Origin of the sequence: Pseudomonas sp. Larv2_ips (assembly GCF_963879675.1) — a bacterium.
In the GTDB taxonomy this organism is placed as follows: domain Bacteria; phylum Pseudomonadota; class Gammaproteobacteria; order Pseudomonadales; family Pseudomonadaceae; genus Aquipseudomonas.
Window position 1 is genome coordinate 454,451 of the sequence record NZ_CAWOAW010000031.1, and the last position, 12,383, is coordinate 466,833.

The 12,383-nt window shown below is 61.7% G+C and carries 11 protein-coding genes; 8 read left to right on the top strand and 3 right to left on the bottom strand.

Annotation, left to right across the window (positions count from 1 at the left end):
* Positions 1-63 precede the first annotated feature (63 nt).
* From rfbB to AACV02_RS27630, 4 genes are all read left to right on the top strand, one after another.
* The gene (gene rfbB, locus AACV02_RS27615) at positions 64-1,146 is read left to right on the top strand and encodes a dTDP-glucose 4,6-dehydratase (protein WP_119738159.1); all 1,083 of its coding nucleotides are present in this window, start codon (positions 64-66) and stop codon (positions 1,144-1,146) included.
* A gap of 61 nt (positions 1,147-1,207) precedes the next feature.
* Positions 1,208-3,016: a sensor histidine kinase gene (locus AACV02_RS27620; RefSeq protein WP_106577431.1), complete on the top strand. Its 1,809-nt coding sequence runs from the start codon at positions 1,208-1,210 to the stop codon at positions 3,014-3,016.
* Complete coding sequence (locus tag AACV02_RS27625; RefSeq protein WP_119738161.1) at positions 3,013-4,398, top strand: sigma-54-dependent transcriptional regulator; 1,386 nt, start codon at positions 3,013-3,015, stop codon at positions 4,396-4,398. The genes AACV02_RS27620 and AACV02_RS27625 overlap by 4 nt, the downstream gene beginning before the upstream one ends.
* A gap of 26 nt (positions 4,399-4,424) precedes the next feature.
* Positions 4,425-4,880, top strand: coding sequence for a thioesterase domain-containing protein (locus tag AACV02_RS27630; RefSeq protein ID WP_119738163.1), 456 nt, complete (start codon positions 4,425-4,427; stop codon positions 4,878-4,880).
* 348 nt (positions 4,881-5,228) lie between these two features.
* Here AACV02_RS27630 and cysQ read toward each other — a convergent pair whose 3' ends face one another.
* Together cysQ and nudE are read right to left on the bottom strand one after the other, a co-directional pair.
* The gene (cysQ, locus tag AACV02_RS27635) at positions 5,229-6,065 is read right to left on the bottom strand and encodes a 3'(2'),5'-bisphosphate nucleotidase CysQ (protein WP_119738165.1); all 837 of its coding nucleotides are present in this window, start codon (positions 6,063-6,065) and stop codon (positions 5,229-5,231) included.
* Complete coding sequence (gene nudE, locus AACV02_RS27640) at positions 6,062-6,628, bottom strand: ADP compounds hydrolase NudE (protein WP_106577427.1); 567 nt, start codon at positions 6,626-6,628, stop codon at positions 6,062-6,064. Before nudE ends, cysQ begins: the two co-directional genes overlap by 4 nt.
* Before the next feature lie 87 nt (positions 6,629-6,715).
* Here nudE and yrfG point away from each other — a divergent pair, with 87 nt between their 5' ends.
* Positions 6,716-7,378 (top strand): GMP/IMP nucleotidase, encoded by a 663-nt coding sequence (gene yrfG / locus AACV02_RS27645; protein ID WP_119738167.1) that lies wholly within the window; start codon positions 6,716-6,718, stop codon positions 7,376-7,378.
* Positions 7,379-7,516: 138 nt separating this feature from the next.
* On the opposite strand, the gene lysM is transcribed toward yrfG, so the two are convergent.
* Positions 7,517-7,957, bottom strand: coding sequence for a peptidoglycan-binding protein LysM (gene lysM, locus AACV02_RS27650; protein ID WP_119738169.1), 441 nt, complete (start codon positions 7,955-7,957; stop codon positions 7,517-7,519).
* Between the two features lie 131 nt (positions 7,958-8,088).
* Here lysM and AACV02_RS27655 point away from each other — a divergent pair, with 131 nt between their 5' ends.
* From AACV02_RS27655 to AACV02_RS27665, 3 genes are all read left to right on the top strand, one after another.
* The gene (locus AACV02_RS27655; RefSeq protein ID WP_119738171.1) at positions 8,089-8,976 is read left to right on the top strand and encodes a LysR family transcriptional regulator; all 888 of its coding nucleotides are present in this window, start codon (positions 8,089-8,091) and stop codon (positions 8,974-8,976) included.
* A gap of 97 nt (positions 8,977-9,073) precedes the next feature.
* Positions 9,074-9,913 (top strand): formate dehydrogenase accessory sulfurtransferase FdhD, encoded by an 840-nt coding sequence (fdhD, locus tag AACV02_RS27660; protein ID WP_119738173.1) that lies wholly within the window; start codon positions 9,074-9,076, stop codon positions 9,911-9,913.
* Positions 9,910-12,258 (top strand): FdhF/YdeP family oxidoreductase, encoded by a 2,349-nt coding sequence (locus AACV02_RS27665; RefSeq protein ID WP_119738175.1) that lies wholly within the window; start codon positions 9,910-9,912, stop codon positions 12,256-12,258. Before fdhD ends, AACV02_RS27665 begins: the two co-directional genes overlap by 4 nt.
* Positions 12,259-12,383 lie beyond the last annotated feature (125 nt).

Below are 12,383 nucleotides of genomic sequence, written 5' to 3' on the forward strand. Positions count from 1 at the left end.
CCGATTCACAACTCAAGCTATGCCAACTTCGCCAAGTCTTCGTCTAAGGAAAAGGCCCTCGACATGCGTATTCTCATCACCGGCGGTGCCGGTTTTATCGGTTCCGCCCTGGTTCGTCACCTGATTCAAGACACCGAGCACGACGTGCTCAACCTGGACAAACTCACCTACGCCGGCAACCTGGAATCGCTGACCAGCATTGCGTCCAATAGCCGCTATGAGTTCGTGCAGGCCGATATCATCGACCAGGCTGCGGTCAGCGCCGTGATTGCGCGCTTTAAGCCTGAGGCAATCATGCACCTGGCAGCCGAGTCGCATGTCGACCGCTCCATTGATGGCCCGTCGGATTTCATCCAGACCAACATCGTCGGCACTTACAGCCTGCTGGAAGCCACTCGCGCTTACTGGCAAACGCTGGAAGAGCCGGCCAAGAGCGCGTTTCGCTTTCACCACATCTCCACCGATGAGGTTTATGGCGACCTGCACGGCGTGGACGACCTGTTCACTGAAACCACGCCTTACGCGCCCAGCTCGCCGTACTCGGCCAGCAAGGCGGCGTCCGACCACCTGGTCCGCGCGTGGCAGCGCACTTACGGCCTGCCGGTGCTGCTGACCAACTGCTCGAACAACTACGGGCCGTTCCACTTCCCCGAAAAACTGATCCCGCTGGTCATCCTCAACGCCCTCGCCGGCAAGCAACTGCCGGTCTACGGTGATGGCCTGCAAGTGCGCGATTGGCTGTTCGTCGAAGATCACGCTCGCGCGCTGTTGAAAGTGGTTACCGAAGGTGTGGTCGGCGAGACCTACAATATCGGCGGCCACAACGAACAGAAGAATATCGACGTGGTACGCGGCATTTGTGGCCTGCTCGAAGAACTGGCACCCAATCGCCCGGCGGGCGTGGAAAAATTCACCGATCTGATCACTTTCGTCAAGGATCGCCCGGGCCACGATCAGCGCTACGCGATCGATGCCAGCAAGATCGAGCACGACCTGGGTTGGGTGCCCGAAGAAACCTTCGAAACCGGCCTGCGCAAAACGGTGCAGTGGTACCTCGATAACCTCGACTGGTGCCGCCGCGTCCAAGACGGCAGCTATCAGGGTGAGCGTCTGGGTAACACCGAGCCAAAAGACCTGATCGCATAACAACAGCATCACGCACCACAGCTAGGCATAATGCGCCTGTCCCCACAGGCGCATGACTCCCATGACTCCACCCCTTCCGCGAAGACCCCGCTGGCGCAGCCTCGCCCTGTTGGCGTTGTGCCTGGCACCGCTGCTGTGGCCGCTGGAACACCTGGCCGAGCGCTATTACCGCAGCGAACTGGCCGGTCAAAACCGCCAGACCCTCGACCTCTACGTCGCCAACCTGCTCGGCACCCTGCACCGCTATGAAGTGCTGCCCCAGATTCTGGGTGACTTGCCGGCCCTGCGCACCGCGCTGGATGCGCCCGATGTCAGCACCAACCTGGTCAACGCCAACCTGTTGCTCAAGAACGTCGCCGCCCAGGCCGGGGTAGAAGTGATGTACCTGATGGACACCACCGGCAAAACGCTCGCCGCCTCCAATTGGGACAAGCAGGACAGCTTTGTCGGGCGCAATTTCTCGTTTCGCCCCTATTTCAGCGAAGCCATGGCCGGGCGCCTGGGCCGGTTTTTCGGCCTGGGCACCACGTCGGCCAAACGCGGCTACTTCTTCGCCGCCGCCGTGCGCGATGGCGACACGATCATCGGTGTGCTGGTGGTCAAGGTTGACCTGGACCATACCGAAAGCCTGTGGGGCAAAACCCCGGAACAACTGCTGGTGACGGACCACAACGGCGTGGTGATCCTTACATCACGCCCGCAATGGCGATTCCGTGCGACACGGCCGCTGACCGCCGAAGAGCGCCAAGCCATCATCGCGATCCAGCCCTACCCGACGCGCGACCCCCAGCCGCTGGCCTTGAGTACGACGGCATGGCTGCGCCAATCCTCAGCCATTGCCGAAACCGGCTGGACGGTGGAAATTCTGGCGCCGCGCTCGCTGATCAATCGCCCGGTGCGCACGGTAGTAGCAGTCGGCGGCGCCACGTTGCTGGTACTGATGCTGCTGCTGGGCTTGATGATGCAGCGCCGTCGCCATTATCTGGAACGCATCGCGTTCGAAGCCAAGGCGCGCCGCGAACTGGAAGCCCGTGTGATCGAGCGCACCAGCGACCTTGAAGGCCTCAACCGGCGCCTGAAACAGGAAGTGCTTGAGCGCGAACACGCCCAGCAGGAGCTGGTTCGCGCCCAGGACGACCTGGTGCAAGCCGGCAAACTGTCAGCGTTGGGGACCATGTCGGCGAGCATCAGCCACGAACTCAATCAACCGCTCGCGGCGATTCGCAGCTACGCAGAAAACGCCGAAATCCTGCTCGACCACGAGCGCACCAATGACGCTCGCGGCAACCTCAAACTGATCAGCGAACTGACCGGGCGCATGGCCTCGATCATCGCGCATCTGCGCGCGTTCGCCCGACGCGACCGCCACGCACCGGAAAGCGTGGCCCTGCAACCGGCGCTGGACGATGCACTGGCGTTGCTGGCCAAGCGGCGACGGTCGATGGAAGTGGAGCTGATCCGCGATTTGCCAGAAGCAACCCTGTGGGTACAGGCCGGCGAAACGCGTCTGCGCCAGGTACTCGGCAACTTGCTGGCCAACGCCCTCGACGCTCTCACCGAAAAAGGCCCGCCGCGCAAACTCTGGTTGAGTGCCCAAACCACCGAACAGGGCGTCAACCTTTACATTCGCGACAACGGTCCAGGCTTTTGCATGGAAGCCCTGGGCCGCGCCAGCGAGCCGTTCTACACCACCAAGACGCGCACCCAGGGCCTTGGGCTGGGGCTGGCAATTTGCGACACGTTGATGCGTGCCTTTGGTGGCGAATTGCTGTTTGCCAACCACAAGGAAGGCGGCGCGCTGTTAACCTTGAAATTGCGTGCCGGCTCGCCGGGCGTCAGTCTGCAACCGTCCGAGGACCGCAGTGTATGAGTATCGATAACCAGATTCAGGTGGTGTTGATCGACGACGATCCACACCTGCGTCAGGCCCTGTGCCAGACCCTGGACCTGGCCGGGCTGAACGTCCTGACCCTGGGCGAAGCCACCGGCCTCACTGCGCGCCTGTCGCGGGACTGGCCGGGCGTGGTGGTCAGCGACATCCGCATGCCCGGCATGGACGGCCTGGAGTTGCTCGCCGAACTGCACGGCCAGGACCCGGAATTGCCGGTGCTGTTGATCACCGGCCACGGCGACGTGCCGCTGGCGGTGCAAGCCATGCGGGCCGGCGCTTATGATTTCCTTGAAAAACCCTTCGCCAGCGATGCCCTGCTCGACAGCGTGCGTCGCGCCCTGGCCCTGCGCCGTCTGGTGCTGGACAACCGCAGCCTGCGCCTGGCCCTCAGTGACCGTCAGCAATTGAGCACGCGCCTGGTCGGGCATTCGCCGCAAATGCTGCGCCTGCGCGAGCAGATCGGCGCCCTGGCCGCGACCCGCGCCGACGTGTTGATCCTCGGCGAAACCGGCGCCGGCAAAGAGGTGGTGGCGCGCGCGCTGCACGACCTGTCCAGCCGACGCAGCGGGCCGTTTGTGGCGATCAACGCCGGCGCACTGGCCGAATCAGTGGTCGAGAGCGAGCTGTTCGGCCATGAGCCGGGAGCGTTTACCGGCGCGCAGAAACGCCGTATCGGCAAATTCGAGTTCGCCAATGGCGGCACGCTGTTTCTCGATGAAATCGAAAGCATGAGCCTGGACGTGCAGGTCAAGCTGTTGCGCCTGTTGCAGGAGCGCGTGGTGGAACGCCTGGGGGGCAATCAACTGATCCCGCTGGATATCCGCATCATCGCTGCCACCAAGGAAGACCTGCGCCAGGCTGCCGATCAGGGTCGCTTCCGCGCCGACTTGTATTACCGCCTCAATGTTGCACCGCTGCGCATTCCACCGTTGCGCGAGCGCGGCGAGGATGCCTTGATGCTGTTTCAACACTTTGCCGACGAGGCCAGCAGCCGTCACGGCCTGCCGCTTAACGAGCTGCAACCAGGCCAGCGCGCGCTGCTGCTGCGTCATAGCTGGCCGGGCAATGTGCGCGAACTGCAGAATGCGGCAGAACGCTTTGCCCTGGGGCTCGAACTGGCACTGGACGCCACGGCGGACAACCCTGCCGCTGGCATCCTGACTTCTACGCCCGGCGGCCTGAGCGAACAAGTCGAGCAGTTCGAAAAAAGCCTGATCGCCGCCGAGCTGACCCGCCCCCACAGCTCGGTGCGCAGCCTCGCCGAAGCCTTGGGCATACCGCGCAAAACCCTGCACGACAAACTGCGCAAGCACGGCCTGAACTTCGCCGACAGCGCCAACCACAGCGCCGACGACGAATGACCCTGCCCACTCGCCAAGAGGCCGCCATGAGCCGCGACAGCCGTTACCTGGAATCCATCCTTCACCACGACATCCCGCTTACCCGGGAAATGGGCCTCAAGGTGCTCGACTGGCAACACGGCCAGTTGCAGCTGCACCTGCCCTTGCAAGCCAATATCAACCACAAGAGCACCATGTTTGGCGGCAGCCTGTATTGCGGCGCCGTGCTGGCGGGCTGGGGTTGGCTGCACCTGCAATTGCGCGAAGAAGGCATAGAAGACGGGCATATCGTGATTCAGGAAGGGCAGATCAGCTATCCGCTGCCAGTCACACGGGATGCGACGGTGGTGTGTCGGGCGCCGGAGGAGAAGGTGTGGACGCGTTTTGTGGCGACGTATAACCGTTATGGCCGGGCGCGGCTGACGCTGGAGACGTGGATTGTGAATGAGGGGAGTGAGGAGCGCGCGGTGGCGTTTACTGGCCAGTACGTTTTGCACCGTTAACCGTCAAACCCCAAAAAAATATGAGCGCTGGATTGCCACGGTATCTACACAACTTCCGAATGGCGACCCCATCCTCCGTGGCGAGCGGGCTGGCCCCACGTTGGGCTGCGAAGCAGCCCTAAAACCTGAAACGGCGGTCGGTCAGCAGAGCGTGGTGTTCTTATTGGGGCCGCTTCGCAGCCCAACGCGGGGCCAGCCCGCTCGCCACGAAAGCTCGTCTGTTACCTATTTTGCGTTTATCGGACGTTATGTTGAGGCGCCGCGATAGCGATCTGACAGTCACAGCGTGAGTGGCTGCTCTAACGAAATCGCAGGCAAGCCAGCTCCCACATTGAATCTAGGCCAGGCTCAGGATCTCGCCAGGGTCAGCAAGCGCTCGCGCCATGCGGCCTTGGCCGGCAGCGCCAAAAAGAACGGGTTCAGCAGCGATTCCCGCGCCGGATAGCTGAACGGCTCACCACTCAACTCCAACACCTCGCCGCCCGCGCCTTCCAACACGCCCTGAGCCGCTGCGGTGTCCCACTGCGACGTCGGCGCCAAACGTGGATAGCAATCGGCACTGCCTTCGGCCAACAGGCAGAATTTCAGCGAGCTGCCGATATTCGCCAGCTTCAACGCTCCCAGGCCTTCGCTCAAGCCGTGCAGCAGGCGCTCTTGTTCAGGGCTGCTGTGGCGGCGGCTGGCAACCACGGTGAAGGCTTCACCCGCTGCCGGCGTCTGGCGTACCTGAATCTGCTTGGGTGCCTCGTTCACATCAGAACGCCACGCCCCCAGCCCCGCGCCTCCGAAGTAGCAACGACCACTGGTCGGCATCGATACCACGCCAAACACCACGCGGCCTTGTTCGATCAAGGCGATATTGACGGTGAATTCTTCGCTGCCAGAGATAAATTCCTTGGTGCCATCCAGCGGGTCAACCAGCCACCAGCGCTGCCAGCCCGCACGCACACTCTGGTCGATATCCGCGTCTTCTTCGGACAACACTGGAATGCTCGGGTCGAGCGCGGTAAGGCCGGCGAGAATCAGATGGTGAGCGGCCAGGTCCGCTGCCGTCACCGGCGAGTCATCCGACTTGGAGGTGACCTCCACGTCGGCGCGCCAATACGGCAGGATCACTTCGCCCGCCTGACGGGCCAGCTCAATCACAGGGGCAATAAACGGGTGACCTAAAAACAGTTCGCTCATGCGATAAACGCTCCACGCTGGGTCAACAGGTCTCGTACCAGATACAGTGCCGCCAGGGCGCGCCCCTCGCTGAACTGCTCGTTTTGCGCAAGCTGCGACAGCTCGCGCAGGTTAACCCGATCAACCCGCATCGGCTCAGGCTCATCGCCCTCCAGGCGCTCTTCGTACAGATCGGTGGCCAACACCACCTGAATTTTCTGGCTCATGTAGCCGGGTGACAACGACAGCTCGGTAATGTGCTCCAACTGACGCGCGCCATAACCGGCCTCTTCCTTGAGTTCACGGTTGGCCGCCGCCAGCACGTCTTCGCCGGGTTCGATCAGACCCTTGGGCAACGACACCTCATATTCATCGGTGCCGCCGCAGTACTCCTCCACCAGCAACGCATGATCGTCGTCAATCATCGCCACGATCATCACCGCGCCGTAGCCGGCACCGCGGCCTACCAGGCGCTCGTAGGTCCGTTCAACGCCATTGGAAAAGCGCAATTGCACTTCCTCCACGCGGAACAAACGGCTACTGGCGACTATTTCGCGGGCGAGGACGGTGGGTTTCTGGCGCATAAGCGGCTCCTTGGCGTGATCGGGTTACTATACCGTGGCTTTTCCGATTGTCTGTGTCGGATATCTTTACTTACATGAGAACGCCCCATGCCCTCTTTGCCCTGGCACGCCATCGATACCGTCCTGCTGGACATGGACGGCACCTTGCTCGACCTGCATTTCGACAACCATTTCTGGATGGAGCATCTGCCCCAGCGCTACGCCGAGCTGCACGGCGTAAGCCGGGCAATAGCCAATAGGGAACTGCAGCCACTGTTCGAGCGTAACGCGGGACAGTTGCAATGGTATTGCCTGGACTTCTGGAGCACGGAACTGAATATTCCGGTGCGCGACCTCAAGCTGGAAACGGCCCACCTGATTGCCCTGCGCCCGGACGCGGATACCTTTCTGGCGGCGATCAAGCAGGCCGGCAAGCGCGTGATTTTGATCACCAACGCTCATCGTGACTCGCTGTCCTTGAAGTTGGAACGCATTGAACTGGCGCCGTATTTCGAGCGGTTGATCAGCTCCCATGACTATGGTTTTGCCAAGGAGAACCCGCAATTCTGGGATGCCCTGCAAGCGGACATCCAGTTCGACCCGGCGCGCAGCCTGTTTATTGATGACACCTTGCCGATCCTGCGCAGTGCTCGGGATTTTGGCGTGGGGCATCTGCTGGCAGTGAAAGAACCGGACAGCAAGAAGGGGCCAAAGGACACGGCAGAGTTTGCGGCGGTAGGGGATTACCGGGATCTGATCGCCGGGCTCTAATCAAAAGTGGGAGCGGGCTTGTGTGAGCGACGGGCTTGCCCGCGATATAGGCACCTCGGTGTATCAATTACACCGAGGTGATGCTATCGCAGGCAAGCCTGCTCCCACACAATCCCGCTCCACCGTTGGGCCAGCGTATTACTCAGGAATGCGCAGTGTCTGCCCTGGGTAAATTTTGTCCACATCTTTGAGCAACGGCTTGTTGGCCTCAAAGATCTTTTGGTAATGGTTGGCGTTGCCGTACACCGCCAGGGAAATCGCGCTCAGCGTGTCGCCCTTTTTCACGACGACGAAACGGGCCGCTGTCACAGCCGGGCCGGTCACGGTGATCTGGTCTTCTACACTGCCAACACCTGCGATGTTGCCTGCAGCCAGGATGATTTTTTCTTTTTCTTCCTGAGAGGCAACTTCACCCTTCACGGTGACCTTGTCGCCATCAACGGTTGCGGTGATATTCGGGTTTCCGAGCCCGACATCGCTGATGTGCTTTTTCAACTCATCACTTGCGTTGGCGTTACCCGGCGTCAACAGGTCAATAAGCTTCTCGCCTGCTTCCTTAACAAAGCTAAAAATACTCATGGTGCGCTCTCCTTGGGTTTTTAAGTTCCAGATGCCCAAGACTAGACCAGTCCTGCTGTCTTGGGTTCCAGGCCGACCAAAGACCCAAACGCGCTAGAATCCCCCGCCATTGGAATAAGCCCGGAGCGAAGATGGACATCAAACAGCTGAAATTCCTCATCGCCCTCGACGAGACGCGCCACTTCGGTCAGGCGGCCGCGCGCTGCCATATCACCCAGCCGACCCTGTCGATGCGCTTGCGTAACCTGGAAGAAGAGCTGGACTTGCCGTTGGTCAATCGCGGCCAGCGCTTTGAAGGCTTTACCGCGCCGGGCGAGCGCGTGCTGGCGTGGGCGCGCACGGTGCTGGCGGCCTATGACGGCTTGCAGGCCGAAGCAGCGGCCTGTCGCGGCAATTTGGTCGGCACCTTGCGCCTGGGTGTGGTGCCGTTGTCGAGCTTCGATCCCTTGGCCTTGATGCAGCAACTGCATAAAGAGCATCCGAGCCTGCGCTTTGAACTGTCGGCCTTGAGCTCCGAGCAAATCCTCGAACAGCTGGCGAGCAACCGCCTGGACCTCGGCGTGTCCTACCTGGAGCGCCTGGATAACGAGCGCTTCGACTCGCTGGCCTTGGGCGAAACCCGCATGGGCCTGCTCTACGACCAGCGTTTTTTCAGCTTCGGCGACAAGCCATTGAGCTGGGAAGCGCTGATCGAACTGCCGCTGGGCATGCTTACCAGCGGCATGCATTTCCGTCAGTCCATCGACCACAATTTCCACAGCCGCGGGCTCAACCCGCAACCGCTGTTGCAAACCGATGCGGTGCATCAATTGTTACAAGCCGTGCACGGCGGCCTGTGCTGCGCGGTGATGCCATTGGACGGCGGCCTGGATGCACTGACTGAGCACCTGCGCCTGCAACCCATTGAAGACGCTCACACATTGGCTCGCCTGGGGCTGATCATGCGTCGCAGCGCACCGCGTTCGGCATTGGCGGAAGCCTGTTTCGCGCTGTTTCAAAAATCACAACAAGAGCCTTGATCGACGCCATCTATCGATAGATCAGTACTGGCGATTAGACGCGACCCTTTGTCGCGCCTAGTCTAAACACTGATCAATCCGCCGGTGGTACTGCCACATGAACGCCAAGCGCCCAGTCTGCGCGGCGCCCGCCCTCGAAACGCCCGCGCCCGCCTCCAGCCAGAGCTACCAGTTTTGCAACCTCGAACACACAGAAGTCGCCAGCACAGCGTTGGCGGAAGAAGTGGCGTTGGCGATTGCCTATAACGACATCAGCCAGGCGGTCATGTTGGTGACGCCAACGGACCTGGAAGATTTCATCGTCGGCTTCAGCATCGGCAGCGGCATTATCGCCGACGTTAGCGACATATATGACCTGAAACTCAGCGGTTCGGGCTCGGCCCAATACGCTCAGGTGCAAATTTCCAGCCGTGCCTTCTGGAACCTCAAGCAGCAGCGCCGCCAATTGGCGGGCACCAGTGGCTGCGGCTTGTGCGGTGTCGAGGCGGTGGAGCAAGCCCTGCCAGACCTTCAAGTGCTGCCCGGCGCGCCCTTGCCACCTGCCGAATGGCTCGACGGCCTGCGCCAGCGCATCAGCGCGTTCCAGCCGTTGGGCCAGTACAGCGGCGCAGTGCATGCGGCGGTGTTTATGAATAATCAGGGCGAATTGCTGATGGGCCGCGAAGACATCGGCCGGCATAACGCCCTGGATAAGTTGATCGGCGCCTTGATCCGCCAAAAGATTCCGACCGACGGCGGCCTGGCGATTGTCACCAGTCGCTGCAGCCTCGAATTAATCCAGAAAGTTCTGCGCGCGGGCATCCAGACCCTGGTCAGCCTGTCGTCGCCTACCGGCCTGGCCTTGCAATGGGCCCGCCGACACAACCTCAATCTCATTCACCTGCCGCAGAAAAGTGCGCCGCGGGTCTACAGCCCTGCGATGGAGAACCAGTCATGAGCCAGCACCACCAAGCCGACCAAACCCCGACTCCGCGCTACAAGCCCTACAAAGGCCCGGCTGGCGGCTGGGGCGCGCTGATCAGCGTGGCGCAGGCCTGGTTGACCAGCGACAACGCGCTGAAAAACCTGCGCATGATGCTCAAGACCAACCAGAACGGCGGCTTCGACTGCCCGGGCTGCGCCTGGGGCGACTCGCCGGAAAGCGGCATGGTCAAGTTCTGCGAAAACGGCGCCAAGGCGGTCAACTGGGAAGCCACCAAACGCCGCGTGGATGCCGCTTTTTTTGCCAAGCACAGCGTCACCGCACTGCTGGAGCAAAGCGACTATTGGCTCGAATACCAGGGCCGCCTGACCGAGCCGATGCGCTATGACGCCGAAACTGACCGCTACACGCCGATCAGCTGGGAAGCGGCATTCGACCTGGTCGGCAAGCACCTCAACGCACTGCCAAGCCCGGACATGGCCGAGTTCTACACCTCGGGCCGCGCCAGCAACGAGGCGGCTTACCTGTATCAGCTGTTTGTGCGCGCCTACGGCACCAACAACTTCCCGGACTGCTCGAACATGTGCCACGAGGCCAGCGGCGTGGCCCTGGCGCAAAGCGTGGGGGTGGGCAAAGGCACCGTGACCTTTGACGACTTCGAACACGCCGATGCGATTTTCGTGTGGGGCCAGAACCCCGGCACCAATCACCCGCGTATGCTCGAACCGCTGCGTGAGGCAGTTAAACGCGGCGCCCAAGTGGTGTGCATCAACCCGCTGAAAGAGCGCGGCCTTGAACGTTTCCAGCACCCGCAACACCCGCTGGAAATGCTCACCAACGGCGACAAGCCGACCAACACCGCCTATTTCCGCCCGGCACTGGGCGGCGACATGGCCATCCTGCGCGGCATGGCCAAGTTCCTGCTGCTGTGGGAACGCCAGGCCCAGGCCGAAGGCAAAGAAGCCGTGTTCGATCACGACTTCCTCAACGAACACACCACCAACGTGCTGGAATACCTGGGCCAGATCGACGACACCTCGTGGGATGAGATCGTCGAACAGTCCGGCCTGACCCTGGTGGAGATCGAGCAAGCGGCGCGCATGTACGCCAAAGGCAAGAACGTGATCATGTGCTGGGCGATGGGCATCACCCAGCATCGCCATTCGGTGCCGACCATCCAGGAAATCGCCAACCTGATGCTGCTGCGCGGCAACATCGGCCGCCCAGGCGCCGGCTTGTGCCCGGTGCGCGGCCACAGCAACGTGCAGGGCGACCGCACCATGGGCATCAACGAGCGCCCACCGGTGGCATTCCTCGATTCCCTGGAACGACGCTTCCAGTTCCAGGTGCCGCGCCACAATGGCCATAACGTTGTGGAAGCCATCCACGCGATGCTCGAAGGCCGCTCCAAAGTGTTTATCGGCCTGGGCGGCAACTTCGCCCAAGCCACGCCCGACAGCCCGCGCACCTTTGAAGCACTGCGCAGCTGCGACCTGACCGTGCAGATCAGCACCAAGCTCAACCGCAGCCATTTGATGCACGGTAAAGACGCGCTGATCCTGCCGTGCCTGGGCCGTACCGACATCGATATCCAGGCCGACGGCCCGCAAGCGGTCACTGTGGAAGACTCGTTCAGCATGGTTCACGGCTCCAACGGCCAACTGCAGCCACTGTCGAAGCTGATGAAATCCGAGCCTGCGATTCTTGCCGGCATTGCTGCCGCAACCCTGGGCAGCAAACCCGTGGACTGGAACTGGCTAGTCGCCGACTACGGGCGCATCCGCGACCTCATCGCCGACACCATCCCAGGCTTCAAGGACTTCAACGAGCGCATCAAACACCCGGGCGGTTTCTACCTGGGCAACTCCGCTGGCGCACGCCGCTGGAACACGCCCTCGGGCCGCGCCAATTTCCGCCCGAACGTGCTGCCCAAAGACCTGATACACGAACGCACCCACGCCACGGGCCGGGTGCCGGACCTGATCATGCAGTCGATGCGTTCTCACGATCAGTACAACACCACCATTTACGGCCTGGACGACCGCTACCGTGGCGTGAAAGGTCAGCGTAACGTGCTGTTCGTGAATGAAGCCGACATCATCCGCCTGGGCTTCAAGCCCGGGCAGAAAGCCGACATCGTTTCGCTGTGGGAAGACGGCCGTGAACGTCGAGTGAAGGGCTTTACGTTGCTGGCGTTTGATATTCCCGCAGGGCAGGCAGCCGCTTACTACCCGGAAGTGAACCCGCTGGTGCCACTGGAGAGCACTGGCGATGGCAGCCATACGCCGACGTCGAAGTTTGTGGCGATCCGTCTGGAAGCGGCGAGTGCGACCGGCTTGATCATGGCGCGCTCGGCCTGACCGGGATTGTTGTGACGGGCGCGCCTGTTGCGGCACCGGGCCCGTTGTGGCGAGCGGGCTTGCCCCGCGTTGGGCTGCGTAGCAGCCCTTGGGTCCAGGCACTGCGTTCTGACTGAAAGAATGCG